At 68.4% G+C, this 17855-nt stretch carries 13 protein-coding genes and 1 riboswitch; of the genes, 2 read left to right on the top strand and 11 right to left on the bottom strand.

From position 1 onward, the window contains the following. Positions 1-127: 127 nt before the first annotated feature. The 9 genes from ACLJRL_RS35745 to ACLJRL_RS35705 all read right to left on the bottom strand — a co-directional run bounded on the left by ACLJRL_RS35745 (position 128) and on the right by ACLJRL_RS35705 (position 13294). A complete protein-coding gene (locus ACLJRL_RS35745) occupies positions 128-1054 on the bottom strand; it encodes an RluA family pseudouridine synthase (protein WP_410660787.1) in 927 nt (308 codons plus the stop codon). Next, positions 1051-1614 carry a signal peptidase II gene (gene lspA / locus ACLJRL_RS35740; protein ID WP_410660786.1) on the bottom strand — a complete coding sequence of 188 codons (564 nt, stop codon included), beginning with the start codon at positions 1612-1614 and terminating at the stop codon, positions 1051-1053. Before lspA ends, ACLJRL_RS35745 begins: the two co-directional genes overlap by 4 nt. 66 nt (positions 1615-1680) lie before the next feature. Beyond that, complete coding sequence (locus ACLJRL_RS35735; protein WP_410660785.1) at positions 1681-3057, bottom strand: aminotransferase class V-fold PLP-dependent enzyme; 1377 nt, start codon at positions 3055-3057, stop codon at positions 1681-1683. Positions 3058-3089: 32 nt separating this feature from the next. Further along, a riboswitch (SAM riboswitch) is annotated at positions 3090-3204 on the bottom strand. A 174-nt stretch (positions 3205-3378) separates the two neighbouring features. Continuing rightward, positions 3379-4056, bottom strand: a complete 678-nt coding sequence (locus ACLJRL_RS35730) for a M23 family metallopeptidase (protein ID WP_410660784.1) — start codon at positions 4054-4056, stop codon at positions 3379-3381. Positions 4057-4197: 141 nt separating this feature from the next. Beyond that, positions 4198-5676 carry a potassium/proton antiporter gene (locus tag ACLJRL_RS35725; RefSeq protein WP_410660783.1) on the bottom strand — a complete coding sequence of 493 codons (1479 nt, stop codon included), beginning with the start codon at positions 5674-5676 and terminating at the stop codon, positions 4198-4200. A gap of 111 nt (positions 5677-5787) precedes the next feature. Beyond that, entirely contained in the window at positions 5788-6471 is a 684-nt protein-coding gene (locus ACLJRL_RS35720; RefSeq protein ID WP_410660782.1) for an ArsR/SmtB family transcription factor, read from the bottom strand. 43 nt (positions 6472-6514) lie between these two features. Beyond that, positions 6515-8116, bottom strand: coding sequence for a penicillin-binding transpeptidase domain-containing protein (locus ACLJRL_RS35715; protein WP_410660781.1), 1602 nt, complete (start codon positions 8114-8116; stop codon positions 6515-6517). 205 nt (positions 8117-8321) lie between these two features. Further along, positions 8322-11483 carry an isoleucine--tRNA ligase gene (gene ileS, locus ACLJRL_RS35710; RefSeq protein WP_410660780.1) on the bottom strand — a complete coding sequence of 1054 codons (3162 nt, stop codon included), beginning with the start codon at positions 11481-11483 and terminating at the stop codon, positions 8322-8324. A gap of 557 nt (positions 11484-12040) precedes the next feature. Continuing rightward, positions 12041-13294 (bottom strand): DUF222 domain-containing protein, encoded by a 1254-nt coding sequence (locus ACLJRL_RS35705; protein WP_410660779.1) that lies wholly within the window; start codon positions 13292-13294, stop codon positions 12041-12043. A 500-nt stretch (positions 13295-13794) separates the two neighbouring features. Between ACLJRL_RS35705 and ACLJRL_RS35700 the strand changes: the two genes are divergently transcribed. Next, complete coding sequence (locus tag ACLJRL_RS35700; RefSeq protein ID WP_410660778.1) at positions 13795-14406, top strand: dihydrofolate reductase family protein; 612 nt, start codon at positions 13795-13797, stop codon at positions 14404-14406. A 43-nt stretch (positions 14407-14449) separates the two neighbouring features. Further along, positions 14450-16267, top strand: coding sequence for an FUSC family protein (locus ACLJRL_RS35695; RefSeq protein WP_410660777.1), 1818 nt, complete (start codon positions 14450-14452; stop codon positions 16265-16267). Here ACLJRL_RS35695 and ACLJRL_RS35690 read toward each other — a convergent pair. Beyond that, positions 16264-16899, bottom strand: coding sequence for a hypothetical protein (locus ACLJRL_RS35690; protein ID WP_410660776.1), 636 nt, complete (start codon positions 16897-16899; stop codon positions 16264-16266). The two genes, ACLJRL_RS35695 and ACLJRL_RS35690, sit on opposite strands and share 4 nt — an antisense overlap. Positions 16900-16985: 86 nt before the next feature. Then, positions 16986-17852, bottom strand: coding sequence for a DivIVA domain-containing protein (locus ACLJRL_RS35685; protein ID WP_410660775.1), 867 nt, complete (start codon positions 17850-17852; stop codon positions 16986-16988). Positions 17853-17855 lie beyond the last annotated feature (3 nt).

Raw genomic sequence — 17855 nt, 5'->3', positions numbered from 1 at the left:
CCCCGTCTCCGCAGGCAACAACGGCGCGATCACCGCCCACGCCTTATCCGTCAGCTCACCACGACCAACCACAACCCAATTGTCAGCACACGATCATGAACAAGATCCGCAGGACACGCCCTAGGCGTTAGTTCTCGTCCTGCAGGATCCGCAGGGCGTCGGCCAGGTCGTCCGGGTACTCGGACTCGAACTCGACATAGCGGCCGTCGGCCGGGTGGGCGAATCCGAGGGTCTTCGCGTGCAGCCACTGCCGCGACAGCCCGAGCTTGCGCGCCAGCACCGGGTCCGCGCCGTAGGTCAGGTCGCCGACACACGGGTGCTTGAGCGCCGAGAAATGCACGCGGATCTGGTGCGTGCGGCCGGTCTCCAGCTTGATCTGGGCCAGCGACGCGGCGCGGAAGGCCTCGACGACCTCGTAGTGCGTGACGCTCTCCCGCCCGCCCTGGACGACGGCGAACTTGTAGTCGTGCCGGGGATGCCGGTCGATCGGGGCGTCGATGGTGCCGCGTATCGGATCCGGGTGGCCTTGGACGATGGCGTGGTAACCCTTGTCGACGGTGCGTTCCTTGAACGCCCGCTTCAGCACGGTGTACGCGTGCTCGCTCTTGGCCACCACCATCACGCCGGTGGTGCCCGCGTCCAGGCGGTGCACGACGCCCTGGCGCTCCGCGGCACCGGAGGTGGCGATCCGCAGCCCGGCGGCGGCGAGGCCACCGACCACGGTCGGCCCGGTCCAGCCGGGGCTCGGGTGCACGGCGACACCAACCGGCTTCGAGATCACGACGATGTCGTCGTCGTCATGCAGGATCCGCATGCCCTCGACCGGTTCCGCGATCACCTCGATGGGCGAGGCGGGCTCGGGCAGGGTCACTTCGAGCAGCCCGCCGGCGGCGAGCCGGTCGGACTTCCCGGCGGGCCTGCCGTCGAGCAGGATCTCACCCGACTCGGCCAGGTCCGCCACCACCGTGCGGGAAAGTCCCAGGAGTTTCGCCAGCCCCGCGTCGACGCGCATTCCGTCGAGCCCGTCGGGAACGGGCAACATTCGCGCGCTCATTCGCTTGCCGCTTTCTTCTTGTCCTTGGTGGACGTTCCGTCATAGTCCTTGCCCAGCAAGGAAAGAATTACGATGAGGACACCGCCGACGCAGATGGCGGAGTCGGCGACGTTGAAGATCGCCCAGCCCTGCCCGTTGGGGGCGAAGGCGGAGATCATGTCGACGACGTGGCCCTGCAGTGGGCCGGGCGCGCGGAAGATCCGGTCGGTCAGGTTGCCGAGCGCACCCGCCAGCACCAGCCCGAGCCCGATCGCCCAGCCGACCGAGCGCAACCGCCGGGACAGCCAGACGATGGCGACCACGACGGCGGCCGCGACCAGCGCGAGCACCCAGGTCAGCCCGGTCGCCATCGAGAAGGCGGCGCCGGGGTTGCGCACCAGCTGGAAGTAGACGAGCCCGCCGAGGAACTCGACCGGCTCCTTGCCCTCCAGGTTGGCCACGGCGAGCTGCTTGGTGAGGAGGTCCAGCCCCCACAGCACCGCGGCGACGACGAACACCACACCGACGCGCTTCTTCGGCAGCGACGGCGCCGGTGGCGCGGTCTCGGGCTCTGTACTCACTCCCCTATTGTCCACGGAGCGTGTTCAGGTCCCCTCGGCGGCCGCCTTCGGCCTGCGCGGCATCGGTCAGGCGCAGAAAGGGGGGAGCTCCCGCGGGTCCGACTCCGGCACCCAGCGGCCGTCCGGCTTCTCGTACTGCCAGCGGGCGCCACGGGCGACGATCTGGCGCAGCGCCAGCACGACCCGGTCCACGTGCTCGGCGGTGCTGCCGAGGCCGAGGCTGACCCGGACGGCCTGCTGTCCCCGCGAACCGGCGGCGGAGATCAGCCGCTTGGTCGCGACGTGCGCGCAGAACGCGCCGTCCCGCACGCCGATGCCGTATTCCGCGGAAAGGACCGCGGCGAGCCAGCCGGGATCGAAGCCGTCGACGACGAAGCTCAGGGTGCCGACCCGGTCGACAGGCGCGTCGAACAGCCGCAGTTCGGCGAAACCGGGGATACCGGCGAGACCGCGACGCAGCCGCGCCAGCAGTTCGTCCTCGTGGGCGACGATCGCGTCCCAGTTCCCGGCCAGCGTCTCGCAGGCGACACCGAGGGCGTAGACGCCGACAGTGTTGGGGGAACCGGCTTCGTGCCGCTCGGGGCCGGCGTTCCAGACGACGCCGAGGTCTTCGGAGTCACGGGTGACGAGCTTGGTCGCGCCGCCGCCGGCGAGGTACGGCTGGGCGGCGCGCAGCCAGTCGGCGCGGCCGATCAGCGCGCCCGCACCGAAAGGCGCGTAGAGCTTGTGCCCGGAGAGCGCGATGTAGTCGACGTCGAGCTTGCGCAAAGAGATTTCGCGGTGCGGCGCCAGCTGTGCGGCGTCGAGCGCGATCCGGGCGCCGTGCTGACGCGCGACGGCGGCGATCTCCTTGACGGGCAACAGTTCCCCGGTCACGTTGGACGCGCCGGTGATGACGACCAGACGCGGTCCCTGGGGGCAGCCGGCGAGTGCTTCGTCCACAGCGGACACCGCGGCGAGACGCGTGCGAGGGGTCTCGATCCGGCGGACGTTCGGACCCTTCCACGGCAGCAGCGCGGCGTGGTGCTCGGTGTCGAACACGACGACGGACGTGTGCTTCGGCAGGCTGCGCGCGAGGAGGTTGAAGGAATCGGTGGTGTTGCGGGTGAACACGACGGCGTCGGTCGTGCGGGCGTCCACGAACTCGCGCAGGATTCCCCGCGTGCGCTCGTAAAGCTTGGTGGAGACCTGCGAGGCGAACCCGGCGCCGCGGTGCACGCTGGCGTACCAGGGAAGGAACTCGTCGACGGCGCGCCGCACGGTGTCCAGGCACGGCGCGCTCGCCGCGTGGTCGAGGTTGGCGTAGCCGATGTCGCCGCCGGTGACGAGCGGGACCCGCAGATCGGCGCAGGCGACGGTCGGGATTTCCTGCGTGGCAACGGTTTCCGCGACATCGCCGGTGTTCGCGGCGGGGGCGTTGGTGCGTTCGAGAGCGAGAGTCATCGTCATCCTCCGGGCCTGGGGACCCGACGAGGATCCCGCGCTTGCCCGTCGCACCACGCGACGAGCCAGGTCCTCACCCGGGGCACCCCACCGCGGAAGGAGGGTTGCCGGTCAGCTAGCCGGGGCTTGACGCTGACACTCGTGACCTAAGAACGAAGTTAGCCGATGCCGGTGGGATCAAGCCACCCCTTGCCCGCATGTTGAGACGCCGCTCACGCTTTCCGCAAGCGAAAAGAACCCCGCAATTAGTCCTCTACTTGCGGTAGTTGCACAGACAAGTACCGCAAGTAGAGGACGAAACGCGGGAGGTCAGATGCGAGGTCAGATGCGGAATCGGCCGGGGAGGGAAACGGTGGCGCGGGACGAAACCTGGGTCGCGGTACCCGAGTACTGATCGGTGCCCTCGGTGAACTGCCAGTCGCCGAAGGTCTTGCCGTTCACCGCCTCGCCGTGGGCGTCGGCGACCTTGGTCGAGAGGTCGTCGTAGGACACGCCGTTCCAGTTGCCCGCGCCGACGCCGAAGTCGCGCGAGTCACCGTTCGCCACCGCGGTGGGCAGGCTCCACAGGGTGAAGTGCACGTGGGCGCCGGTACTGCTGCCGCCACAGGGCAGCGCGTTCCCGGTCCGGCCGAGGGCGTCACCAGGCACGACCTGCTGACCGTCGGTCACCGAAATGCCCTCGATGTGGTAGTACCCGGTGCGCCAGCCGTCGGCGTGGTCGATGGTCACCCAGTCGCCGCCGTCGCAGTGCTGGATCCGGACGGTGCCCGCCAGCGGCGCGCGCACGGTCTTGTCCGCGGGGCTGAAGTCGATGGCGTTCTTCACGCCGGTGGACCCGTTGTCGGAGTGGATCCCCGCCGAGTAGAGCGACTGTCCGGTCTCGAACGGCAGCCCGAACGCCGGGAACGCACCCGCGGCCGCCGCAGGGGTCGAAAGAACCACCCCGACGAGAACGGCCACGGCCCCCAGACCGGCGAATCGCGTAGGAAGCTTCGTCACCTTGCGTACTCCTTACCCCGTGACACTCACCCATTCGATGGAGTCAATTGCGGGGAAGGTAATCCAAAAGGAGTACAAAGTGAACTAATTGTAGAGAAATTTTCGTGATCAACCGACTAAAGGCTGGTGCGAGTTCGTGACCTACTGGCCGGATTCGCCCTTCCACCTGGCGAGGCGACCGGCCCGGTCGACGGCCCGCAGGCGTCGTTCGGCCGCGTCGCGCGCCTCAGAGGTGGTCACGACGAGTAACTGATCTCGTTCCTGCAGCCGGGTGTCCTTGTTGGGCGTGAAGCCGGTGCCGTCCCGGACGAGCAGGCTGATCGTCGCGCCCACCGGCAGCCGCAGTTCCGCCAGGTAGACGCCGTGCATCTTCGACCCGGAGTGGATGCGGACCTGCAGGAGTTCGGCGCCCATCTCGTCGAGCGGCGCGGAGTCGACCTCGATCTCGTGCACTTCGCCGCGTTGCGCCAGCCCGAGGATCCTCGCGAGCGGGCTCAGCGTCGCACCTTGCAGCAACGTCAGCACGATGACCAGCACGAACACCGCGTCGACCAGTTCTTGCGCCCCCGGCACCCCGGAGGAGAGCGGGATCAGCGCGAGCACGATCGGCACGGCACCGCGTAGCCCGGCCCACGACAGGAACACCTGATCTCGCCAGGGGATCTTGAACGGCAGAGCCGACAGCATCACCGACAGCGGGCGGGCGAGCAGCAGCACGACGGCGCCCGCGACCAGGCCCTGGACCAGGCTCTCGAAGATCCTGCTCGGCGAGGCGAACAGGCCCAGCAGCACGAAGAGCCCGATCTGCGCGAGCCAGCCGAGCCCTTCGGCGAACGACAGCGTGTCCGAGCGGTGCGGCAGCTTCGAATTCCCCAGCACCAGCGCGGCGACGTAGGTGGCGAGCAGTCCGGAGGCGTGCGCGAGCTGCCCGCTCGAGTACGCCACGACGCAGACCGCGACCGTGGCCAGCGGATACAGGCCGGTCGCCGGGAGCGCGGCCCGCCGGAGTGCCTGCGCGCCGAACCAGCCGAAGGCCAGGCCGATCACCAGCCCGGCGGCGAGTTCGTAGACCACCAGCAGCGGCAGCGACCAGTCGATGGTCGTGCCCTCGGCCAGCACGACGACGGCGATGTAGGCCGGGGCGTCGTTGATCCCCGACTCGATCTCCAGCGCGCCGACGAGCCGCTTCCCGACACCCGCCGATCTCAGGACGGAGAAGACCGCGGCGGCGTCGGTCGACGCGAGCACCGCGCCCCACAGCAACGCCATCCGCCAGTCGAGGCCCAGCAGCCAGTGCAGAGCGGCGCCGGTGACCGCGATACTCACCACGACGGCCACTGTGGACAGTGCGATTCCGATGCCCAGCGAGGGTTTCACCGCGCTCCACCGTGTGGTGAGACCACCTTCGCTGAGGATCATCACCAACGCGGCGAGGCCGAGCGACTGGGTGAGTTCGGGGTTGTCGTACTGGATGCCGAACCCGGCTTCGCCGAGCAGAACACCCATGCCCAGATAGAGCAGCAGCGAAGGCAGGCCGACCCGGATCGACACCCGGACGGCGATCACCGCGACGAGGAGCACGGCACCGCCGGTACCCAGAATGAGCGGGAGCTGCTCCATGTCGCCTCCCGTCCGGTCGCCGTGAGGGCTCCAGAATAGTGAGGCGACGGTCGTCACTCGATCGTGTACCGGTCGCAAACCGTCCGGAAAGGCTGTGTTACAGACTGTCCTCTACGGACTGCGCAGCGCCGGAAGGTCGACGCCGAGGTCGGCGAACGGCCTTTCCGCCGCAGGCAGGACTTTCACCGCCCGGTTGCCCTCACGCGACAACCAGCCGGCACTCACTCCGTGAGACAGTAACGCCGCCGGGACACGTCCCGCCAAATGATCACGCCGGACCGTCCAATCCAGACAGTCGCGCAGCATCGGGCGTCGGCTGTCGGCGATCTCCACCCCGAGCGCGCCGAGCACTTCGCGCCCACGGCCGGTCAGCGTCAGGCCGTCGGCCTCGTCGACCAGCCCGGCGGTGAGCATCCCGTCCCGCAACGCGACCCCGACCGTCCCGGCGAGGTGGTCGTAGCAGGTCCGGGCGAATTCGAGCCGCTTCACCCGGACCGACGAGCGCAATCCCTGCACCGGGCGATGTTCGGCGTGCTGCGCCAGATGCTCGATCAGCTCCGCCACCCGGGGATCGGCGATCCGGACGTACCGGTGCCGCCCCTGTTTGACCCGCACGACGAACCCGGCGTCGGTCAGCTTCGTGACGTGTTCGCTGGCGGTCGACGCGGCCACCTTCGCCGCTCCGGCCAGCTCGGTCACCGTCCAGGCACGCCCGTCGAGCAACGCGAGGCACATCGACGCGCGGCTCGGGTCGGCGAGCACGGCCGCGACCTCGGCCAAGGCGATCGTCTCCATGCGTTCACCGTAGAAGACCACCGCTTCGGCCGGGACCGAAATGTCAGCCCGCCAGGAACTTCGCCGCCAGCTGCACCGCGGGCTTGGAATCGTTGGAGCCTTCGAGCATCACCGCGAAGGCGACGTCTCCGCGATAGCCGACGAACCAGCCGTTGGCGTCGACACCGGAGCCGAACTGCGCGGTCCCGGTCTTGCCGAAAACGGCTCCGCTGCCCTTCAGCGCCTTCGCCGTCCCTGTCGTGCAGACCTCGCGCATCATCGCCCGGACCTGGTTCAGCACTCCGGCCGACGGGGCCTGATAACCGGTGTTGACAGTGGTCTCGAGCCCCTGCCACAGCTTCGGCACCACCGGTTTCCCGGCCGCGACCGTGGCCGCCATGAGCGCCGCGCCGAGCGGGCTGACCTGCACCCGTCCCTGGCCGATCCCGGCCTCGACCTGCTCATCGCCGCTGCCGGAGGCCTCCACCTTGCCGGTCTCGGTGGACAGCCCCGGGATCTCGAAGTCGGCGTTGAGGCCGAACTGGGTCGCCGCCTTCGCGAGGCCGTCCCGGGGCAGCTGACCCGCGAGCCGCCCGAAGGTCGTGTTGCACGAGGCCGCGAACGCCGTCTTCAGCGAGACGGTCCCCAGCTCGAACCCGTTGTCGTTCTTGAGGGTGCGGGTCCCGATCTGTTCACTGCCCGGGCAGGCGACCTGCGCGTCGACGGAAACGCCGCCCTGCTGCAGCGCCGCTGTCGCCGTGGCGATCTTGAAGGCCGAACCGGGCGCATACAGGCCGCTCAGCGCCTTCGGCTGGTTCCCGGCCGCGGCGTTCTGGGCGACCGCCAGGATGTCGCCGCCGGTCTTCATCGCGACGATGATCGCGGACCCCTGATAGCCGTCGACGGCCTTCTGCGCGGCGTTCTGGCTCGCCACGCTCAGCGTCGAAACCAGCGGTTTGTCGGTCTCCTTCGGCTGACCGAAGAGTGTCTCGACCGGCTTACCGGAGGCGTCCACCCGCGAGATGGCGACGCTCGCCGCGGTCCCGCCACCGCCCTGCCCGGACGCGACCTCGCTCAACGCGCCCTGCAGGATCGGCGCGACCCCGCCGGCGTCCCCGCCGACGAGCGCCTTGCCGTCGCGGTCGGCGACGATCGGCTTGGCCGAGACGGGAGCCGCGGACAGCTGCTGTCCCGCCTCGAGCTTCGGGTGGATCACCGACGGCGCCCAGTGGACGACCCATTTCCCGGCGTTGCGGACCAGCTCCAGCTTGCCCTCGTAGGTCCAGGCGCTGTTGCCCACGAACGTCCACGAAGCGTCGAAGGTCGCCGACGTCGTGGTCGCGTTCCCCGACGTCGTCGGGACTTCGCCCAGCGTCGTCTTCACCGCCGCGGGTTTGAGCGCTCCGCGCGCCACGGACAACGCGGCCGAGGCCGCGGCCGGGTCGTCGACGGGGGCGGTGGAGAGATCACCGGTGTCGAACTGCCGCAGGAAACGGGCCGCGACCTGCGCCGGGCTCTCCTGTCCGGCGGACGTGGACTCCCCCTGGCCACCGGTGGCGGCGGGTGCCGGATCTTCCTTGACCAGCAGCACCACCGCGGCCACCACGATGGCGACGACCCCCAGCGCGGCGCCGATCAGGATCCCTCTTTTTCGGGCAGGACTCATGGACTCGCTTTCCCCCAGTGCGGCACATCCCACGCGTGCCTCGGGCCAGCCTGCCGATTTCCCCCACGCAAGGCACCTTCCCGACGGGAAAGCGACGTTTCCGAATCCGTTTCGTGATTTTGGTGGTCCAGACCGGTCCGGATGCTATGAACGGCCCGTTACTTGCGAAATTTGCAAGTAACGGGCCGTTCATAGCGCTCCTGGGTCAGGCTTTCGCGACCGCCACGGTCACCTTCGTGCCCTCCCCGACCGTCCCGGCGGACCCGTCGGCGACGTCGCCGTAGGTCACCGAAGTCGCCAGGGTCTCCGAAGCGATGAACTTCTCGTGCGTCCTCGCGGCCGTGACCACGTCTTCCGGCGCGTCGACGGTGAGCGCGATCCGGTCGGCGACGTCGAGACCGGAGTCGCGGCGCGCCTGCTGCACGACCCGGACCAGGTCGCGGGCCAGGCCCTCGGCCGCCAGTTCCTCGGTGACGTCGGTGTCGATCAGTACCAGGCCCGCCCCGCCGGGCAGTTCGGCGGCCGCGCCGCCGCCCTTGGCGACCAGGCGCCGCTCGTACTCGCCCTCGACGAGTTCGATCCCCGCGGCCACGATCGCGCCGCTTTCGGACGTCGTCCATTCGCCGGCCTTGACGGCCTTGATCACCGTCTGGACCGCCTTGCCCAGCCGCGGCCCGGCGGCGCGGGCGTTGACCGCCACCTCGAACCCGCCGTGCGAAGCGACGTCCACGGTCAGCTCGACCGCCTTGACGTTGACCTCATCGCGAAGGATGTCGGTGAACTCGCGCAGCGAGTCGGCCGCCTCGGCGGCGACGACCAGCTTGGCCAGCGGCAGCCGGACGCGCAGCTTGTTCGCCTTCCGCAGCGAAAGCGCCGACGACGCGACCTGGCGCACCCGGTCCATCGCCGTCACCAGCGCCGCGTCGGCGGGCAGGTCGAGCGCGTTCGGCCAGTCGGTCAGGTGCACCGAGCGGCCGCCGGTCAGGCCACGCCAGACGACCTCGCTGGTCAGCGGCAGCAGCGGCGCCACCACCCGCGACGTCACCTCCAGCACGGTGTGCAGGGTGTCGATCGCGTCCTGCTCGCCCGCCCAGAACCGGTCACGCGAACGGCGCACGTACCAGTTCGTCAGCACTTCGAGGAACTCTCGGACGGTCGAGCAGGCGCCGGCGACGTCGTAGGTGTCGAGCGCGTACTCGACGTCGGTCACCAGTTCGTGTGTCTTCGCCAGCACGTACCGGTCGAGGACGTTCTTCGAATCCGTGCGCCACTGGCCCTCGACACCTTCCGCGTTCGCGTACAGCGCGAGGAAGTAGTACGAGTTCCACAGCGGCAGCACGGCCTGGCGGACGGCGTCGCGGATGCCCTTGTCGGTGACGACCAGGTTCCCGCCGCGCAGGATCGGGCTCGCCATCAGGTACCAGCGCATCGCGTCCGAGCCGTCGCGGTCGAAGACCTCGTTGACGTCCGGGTAGTTGCGCAGCGACTTGGACATCTTCTGGCCGTCCGAGCCGAGCACGATCCCGTGCGAAACGCAGGCACGGAACGCCGGCCGGTCGAACAACGCCGTCGCGAGCACGTGCAGCAGGTAGAACCAGCCGCGGGTCTGCCCGATGTACTCGACGATGAAGTCGCTCGGGTAGTGGTGCTCGAACCATTCCGCGTTCTCGAACGGATAGTGCACCTGGGCATACGGCATCGAGCCCGAGTCGAACCAGACGTCCAGCACGTCCTCGACCCGGCGCATGGTCGACTTCCCGGTCGGGTCGTCCGGGTTGGGCCTGGTCAGCTCGTCGATGAACGGCCGGTGCAGGTTCTCCAGCCGCACGCCGAAGTCACGCTCCAGCTCGTCGAGCGAGCCGTAGACGTCGGTGCGCGGGTACGCCGGGTCGTCCGACTGCCACACCGGGATCGGCGTGCCCCAGTACCGGTTGCGCGAGACCGACCAGTCGCGCGCGTTCTCCAGCCACTTGCCGAACTGGCCGTCCTTCACGTGCTCCGGGTACCAGGTGATCTGCTGGTTCAGCTCGACCATCCGGTCCTTGAACTCGGTCACCGCGACGAACCACGACGAGACCGCGCGGTAGATCAGCGGGTTCCGGCAGCGCCAGCAGTGCGGGTACGGGTGCTCGTAGGTCTCGTGGCGCAGCAGCACCGCGCCCTGACGGCCGGCGGAACCGGTGCCGTTCTTGAGATCCTTGATGATGTTCGGGTTCGCGTCGAACACCTGCTGGCCCGCGTAGTCCGGCACGGTGGCGTCGAATTTGCCCTGGGAGTCGACCGGGGTGACCGGGACGATGCCCATCGGGTCGGTGACGGCCTTGTCCTCTTCACCGTAGGCCGGTGCGATGTGGACGATACCCGTACCGTCCTCAGTGGTCACGTAGTCGGCGGACAGCACGCGGTGCGCGTTCTCGTGTCCGGCGAAGTACGGGAACGGTGGGGCGTAACGGGTTCCGAGCAGTTCGGTGCCCGTGTAATGCGCGACGACAGTGGGTTCTTCGCCGAGTTCGCGGGCGTACGCGGCGACGCGAGCTTCGGCGAGCAGGTAACGCTTGCCGTCGGATTCCACGACGACGTACCGGACGTCGGGGTGCACGGCGGTCGCGAGGTTGGACGGCAACGTCCACGGGGTCGTGGTCCAGATCAGCAGGTACGTGCCGTCGAGCTCGTTGTCGTTGCCCTCCAGGCGGAAACCGACCGTGACGGCCGGGTCCTGGCGGCTCGCGTAGACGTCGTCGTCCATGCGGAGCTCGTGGTTGGACAGCGGGGTCTCGTCACGCCAGCAGTAGGGCAGGACGCGGTAGCCCTCGTAGACGAGTCCCTTGTCCCACAACCGCTTGAACGCCCACAGCACCGACTCCATGTAGGAGACGTCGAGCGTCTTGTAGTCGTTGTCGAAGTCGACCCAGCGCGCCTGGCGGGTGACGTAGTCCTGCCACTCGCCGGTGTAACGCAGCACGGAATCACGGCACGCGTCGTTGAAGACGTCGATGCCCATCTTGTCGATCTCGGCCTTCTCGGTGATCCCGAGCTGGCGCATGGCCTCGAGTTCCGCCGGCAGGCCGTGGGTGTCCCAGCCGAAGCGGCGCTCGACGCGCTTGCCCTTCATGGTCTGGTAGCGCGGCACCAGGTCCTTCACGTATCCGGTGAGGAGGTGACCGTAGTGCGGGAGACCGTTGGCGAACGGAGGGCCGTCGTAGAAGACGTACTCGTTCGATCCGTTGGTCCCGGTTTCGCGGGCTTCGATGGTGGCCTGGAAGGTCCGATCGGATTCCCAGTACGCGAGGACGCGCTTCTCCGACTCAGGGAACGAAGGCTGGGACGGGACACCGGTCTCGCCGTCCATCTGTGCCTTGGGATACATCTTCGGTGCTCCTCGCGGTTCGTCTCTCTCGTACGGGCTTTCACCCACACGGGGACGAGACGGCCGTTTCCGGCGCGTTCCGCGGTACCACCCCGCTTGCCCGGCCGGTGGTGTTCCGGCTGGGCCGCTCATTCGACGGCTGTGACGGGCCGTACCCGTCCGGTTCTACTGGGGGCGCGAGCCCTGTTCTTCCGGAGGCTCCCCGGTGATAGCCGGATCGGTGCCAGTTGCTTCAAGGGTAGCGCGCGGGGACAACCGGGTTATCCGGGGTGGGTGGAACGCGGAAGCGGGTATCGCGCTGGTTCCTGCTGCGGACTCAGCCTTCTTCGACGTAATCCTGCCCGAGTAGCCCGCCGGCGGGCTACTCGACGTCCAACCAGTCCCTGTGCTTGGTGCCGACGTGGGCGTTCACCTCCATGCTCCCTCCCCACTGGGCCAGGGCGGAGACGGGCACGACGATGAGCAGGGCCGCACTGGACCATGCCCTCTGGAGCACGACGCGAATAGCCCGCGACGTGCAGGGCGTTATACACCGGGAATTGCCTGCTTACGACGGCCTACGTCCTCAAATGCATCGTGTTGCGCCTCGGTGTCGCGGCGGGGTCGAGGTAGGTAGGTGCGGTGAATTCGGGGAGTCCGTCTTGGGCTATCCGGACTTTCCATTCGCTGTGGTGGATCAGGCGGTGGTGTTTGGTGCATAAGAGCACGAGGTTGTCGATTCTGGTTTCGCCGTGGTGCTGCCAGAAAACGATGTGGTGAGCCGTGCAACGCGGAACGGGCATGTCGCAGCCAGGGAAAGCGCGGCCACCATCACGGATGGTCAACGCATATTTCTGGGCGAGGGAGACGGTCCGTTTCGAGCGGCCGATGTCCAGCGGTTCCCCTGCGGTGCCGAGAACACCCGGTCGGACGCGGGCGTCGCAGGCCAGGATGCGGGCGTCGGTAGCGCTGATCGGCCCGACCAGATCGAGATGCGCCGTACCGAGGTCGCTGATCAAGTCCTCGTAGGACATGGTCACCAGAATGTGGGTGGCTTCCCCGGCCTGCCCAGGAAGATTCCGGCTCGTGGTCTTCAACCGCACGTAGTCCGCGAAAGCATCCCCATACCGCTCATCCTGACCACGAGAGTCCCGCACACCGTCGACGGCCTTGTGCGGCTTGGCCATCGGATCCAGGTCCGACTTCAACCGCGCATAGGTCTCTAGATCAAGAGTCGCGGCCAAGCCGAGAGTGCCGTTGCGGTGCTTGATGAACCTTAGTTCCGGCCGCGAGTCCTTCGGGTCTTCGTTGCGGGGTTCTTTGCCGTCGGGGTCGAGGGTGTCCAGCAGGCGCCGACCGGCCTGGGCGATCGCCCGGGGCCCGGAGTGACGGGCGAAGTCGACGACTGTTTTCTCGCCCTTCCGCACCGCCTCCTCCGGCACACTGGACGGGATGCGATCCAAAGTCCGGATAATCGCGTCGATCTGCCCACCCCCGATCGCACCTTCCGCAGCAGCGGAAGCGGTCAACGGCGCCAGCGGCGGCGTGGGATCCCCGAAACCCGGCCCGGGATGCAACGCGAGCACCCGATCCGCCCGCAACTTCGCTTCCGCCTCGGACACATGAAAGTCCTGCCCGATCAACGCCGTCAACGTCGAATGCCCGGAACACCCACGAATCCCGCGCGCATTCAACTCCGCGAGGATCGCATACTGCTCCGCGTCCAATTTCCGTATCAGGACTTCGAGTTCCTGCTTACGGGCATGCAGCGTCGCAGTATCGGCACGCCACCACTCGGTGCGCGTCGACTGGGAACTGTTTTCACTGGCCACAGATACAACGCTACTCGAATTCGAACACCTGTGCTAGCGCCATTTCCGCAGCGAATGTAGGCACTGCTTTTAACCCGATAGTGGTCGACGTGTCGGATCGCCGAATACTCAGAGGAACCGCTCGCCGAGACCCACGACGGGCCTGTCTCATGAATGTCGAAGCGGTTGAGCGCGCATCGGTTGCATAGTGCGGGTTAGTGTGTTCCGGATGATCCGTGAGCGTTGATCAAGCTGGCGTTCCTGCCCCCAGACTGTCGTCGTCACCTCCCTCGCCAACTCGCCCAATGAATTACGAGACACGCCACAGTCGCCTGCAAATGAGCGCCTGGCTCCTCCCGCGAGTCGCAGGCATCGCAAGTAGTCCTCTAGTTGCGATACATGCGCGTGCAACGACCGCAACTAGAGGACTACTTGCGATCAGAGGAGCACGACGTGTCGAAAACGCCGCCTCGCATTCGACGCACCAGTGACACCATCGATAAGCAAAGGAGAAAACAGGCATGGGCAAGGTCATCACCGGCGCCACGATGTCGCTCGACGGCTACCTCGCAGGCCCCGACGAAAGCGGCTTCGACCTGCTGTTCCAGTGGTACGAGAACGGCGACACCGAGATCCCGACGGCCAGCCCCGACGTGCCGCCGCTCCGGCTCTCCGCGGCCAGCGCGGCGCTGGTCGAGGCGGAGTGGGGGGACACCGGCGCGCTGATCGTCGGCCGGTACCTCTACGACATGACGAACGCGTGGGGCGGGCGCCACCCGATGGACGTAACCACGGTCGTCCTCACGCATCGACGCCCCGAAGACCGCCCGGACGACGAGAACTTCGTCTTCGTCACCGACGGCATCGAGGCCGCCGTCGCGAAGGCGCGGGAGCTGGCCGGGGACAAGAACGTCGTCGTCAACGGCGGCCAGATGGCCCGGCAGGCCCTTGAAGCCGGCCTGCTCGACGAGGTCGGCGTCGACCTCGCCCCGGTGATCCTGGGCGGCGGGAAGACGCTGTTCGGCGAGCTCGGCGCCACGCCGGTGCAGTTCGAGGGGCCGACGACGGTGGTCGAAGGCACCGGAGTGACTCACCTGCGCTACCGGGTCAAGAACCAGCCGAGCACGCCCTGAGAATCGCCTCTAGGTTGACGGGTATGTCGATCTTCGAGGCTCGATGAAAGGGCCCGGACTGCTCGTCGTCGTGCTGGTGATCGTCGGCGGCGTCAGCGGGCTCGGGTTCCTGGTGGGGCTGGGCAACGCGGCCATCCTCGCCGCGCTCACCGCGCTGTTCTGCCTCATCGCCGCGGTCGGTGGACCGCTCTGGGCGGATCTGCGGCTGCTGGCGTGGTTCGCGCCTTCGCTGATCCTCGCGGTCGGCGTGCCGCGGTTGCTGGGCGAGGTGGCGCAGTGGGCCGCGATCGGACTCCTGGTGGTGATCGTGGTCATCGCCGGGATGCTGCCCGCGCTCGGCGCCCGGTTCGTCACGGTCGGGCTGGGACTCGGCATGGCGTCGCTGTTCGGCTACGGCTTCCAGCTGACGGGGACGGCGTCGGCCGGGCAGATCCTGGGCGCGCCCGCGCTCGCGATGGGGGTCGTTCTCCTGCTGCGGGTGCTGATGGGCGCGAAGGACCCCGCCAAGCCGACCCGGGAGGCGCTGGCGGACGCTCTCGCGGCGGGGACGCCGGAGACGCAGGAACGCGCGGCGAGGCTCTGGCTCGCGGACCGTCCCCGCCGCTGGACGGCCAGGGTCCTCGGCGGGATTCTCCGATATCGCGCGGCCACCGGCCTGCTCGAGATCCGCCGGAAACGGCTGGACAGCCAGGAAATCGGCGAAACACTCGACGCCGCAAGGGAAGAAGCGGCCCGGCTCGCGGACGCGGTGCGTGCGGCGGAGGCGCCCGAGGACGTCGAACCGGTGCGCCGCAGGGAACCCGCCGGGCTTCCCGGTGCCACCGAGCGGCTCGTCGCTGGACTGTGGGACGCACTCGAAACCGTCCGGACCGCCTCGACCGACCGCGACGAGTCCCGTGTGGACGTTCCAAAAGGACTTCGCCGAGAGCTGCGGCGGGTCGAGCTGCGCGGCGCGTTTTCTTGGCGGTCACCGCAGTTCCGGCACGCGATCCGGTGCGGGCTCGGGGTCGCACTGGCGCTGGTGGTCGCGAGTTTCCGGCCCGGCGACCCGCTCACCGTGTCGTTCCTGCTCGGCACTTTCGCCATCATGCAGCCGGAATGGCGCGACAGCCTCACCAAGGCGTGGCAGCGCATCGGCGGCTCCCTCGGTGGCGCGGTCGTACTCGCGCTGGCGCTTTGGCTGCTGCCGCAAGGGTTTCTGCTGCCGATCGGGCTCGTCGCCCTGCTCGGCGGGTTCGCCGTCATGCAGACCCGGCCGACGGTGTTCAACGGTTGCATGGTGCTGATGTCCGTCGGCATGAACGCGACCACCAAGCACCTCGACCCGCGCTACGTCCTCGTCGAGTACCTGCTGCTGATGGTCCTCGCCGGGGCCATCGCGCTGCTGTTCGGCTTCGCCGCGATTCCCGGTGTGCCGAAGCCCGGTCCGGCGGAACGGTTCGGTACCGCTGTCGACGCCACACGCACGCTTCTCGGCGCTGTCGGGCGGAAACTCCGCGGTGAGGACGTCGACCCGCGGACACTCGGCCGCGTTTTCCGCGCCGCCGCCGTCGCGCAGCACGGCCTGCTCGCCGCGGAACCGGGCACGAAGGAGCCGGCGCCTGAACAGCAAGACGCGCTGGAGAGCGCCGCCGAGGCCTTGCGCGGGCTCTCCGTCACGGCGTCGTCGCTCTTGCTGCGCCCAGGTACGGCCGAGACGGCGACCGTCGTCGACGAGGCGGCCCGGGCGCTCGGCACCGATGAGGCGGCCGAGATCCCGGTACCCGCCGACGCCGACGAGGAACAACGTCTGGTGCTCGACACGATCGCCGCCGACGTGGTCGCGGTCGGCGAAGCGGCTCAGACGCTCAAGGGCGCTTAGCTCTCCGCGTTGGACTTGTCGCGGTGCCGCGTGGCGATCTCGGCGTCGGGCGCGCAGAGCGCGCACGGGGTGAACCCGAGCTGACGCGCTTCGCCGATGCCGAGGGGGATGGTGTCCCGGCTGTCGAGCCACGCGCATTCGATCACGTGGTAGCGGGGGTATTCGTCGACGACGACGATCTCGGTGTCGAGTTCGGAGACGACCGCCACGTCCGCGGGGTCGCTCTTCTCCTCGCCCGGGTCGCCGTTGCGCTGAGCTTCGGCCGGCGCGGCGTCGGCCTCGGTGGTCTCGGCGGCTTCGGCGGTCTCGTCAGCGTCGCCCAGTTCTCCGGTGGCGGGCAGCAGGACGGTCTGCTCGGCGTCTTCAGGCTTCTTCTCGTCGCCTTCTTCGCTTTCGGAGACCTCTTCGGTCTCCGGAGCGTCCTCGGCCGAATCGTCCGCCTTCTCTTCAGCGGAACCGGCGGCCTCGGCGGAGCGCTTCTTCCGACGGCGCAGCCAGTCGAAGACGAGCAGCAGCCCGGCGAGGATGGAGAGCCCGATGGAGATCCAGGCCCAGAGCGAATTGGCGGTGATGAGCGCCGCGACGAGCAGCCCCAGAGCCGCCAGTACCAGTACTAGGACGATATAGAGCACGGTGAATTACAACACGAGGGGCAAGCGAAACGGCCCCGACCCTCCGGAGAGTGTCGAGGCCGTTCCGTTCAGTCAAAAGAAGCCCGTCAGCCCGCTTCGGCCCGCGGACCGAACGAGTAGCCCTGGCCGCCGCCGCCCGAAGAGGACGCCGACTGGCCCGAGTTCGACGAGGACGCCGATGCGGGAGCAGCGGAACCACGGTCGTCGAGCTCACGCAGCTGGGACTCGAGGAACCCACGCAGCCTCGTGCGGTACTCCCGCTCGATCGTGCGCAGCTCTTCGATCTTCTTGCCCAGCGAGCCCTTCTCCGCGTTCATGCTGTTCATCGTCTCGGTGTACTTGCGCTGAGCCTCGCGCTCCATGGTCGTGGCCTTGTCGCGCGCCTGGCGCTCCAAGGTCTCGGCACGGGTACGCGCGTCGTTCAGCATGGTCTCGGCGCGGGTACGCGCCTCGTTCACCATCGAGTCCGACTTGGACCGCGCGTCCGAGAGCAACTGCTCGGACTTGGTCCGAGCCTCGGCGAGCATGCCGTCCGACTCGGTCTTGGCCTCGGCGGTGAGCCGGTCGGCCATTTCCTGCGCCAGCCCGAGCACCTTCGCGGCCTGGACGTTGGGCTCCCCGTTGTCCGGCACCATCGAGTGGGCCTGGGTCTGCTCCATCGCCGACTGCGGGGGCGGCACCGGTGCCAGGCGGCGCGACGGCTCGTCACGTACCTGTGGCGGCGCTCCTACGGCGCCGGCCTTGGCTGCCTCGAGCTCACCGCGGTTGGTTTCGAGCTCGTTGTCGAGCTGTTCCACCTGCTGCCGCAGCTCGTTGTTGTCCTCGATCAACCGGGCAAGCTCGGTCTCCACCAGGTCGAGGAACGCGTCCACCTCGTCCTCGTTGTAGCCCCTTTTGCCTATGGGCGGCTTGCTGAACGCGACGTTATGCACGTCAGCGGGGGTCAACGACATCAG

It is taken from the genome of Amycolatopsis sp. lyj-112 (genome assembly GCF_046549055.1).
Taxonomy (GTDB): Bacteria; Actinomycetota; Actinomycetes; order Mycobacteriales; family Pseudonocardiaceae; genus Amycolatopsis.
This window is presented reverse-complemented; position numbering and strand designations above follow the sequence as displayed.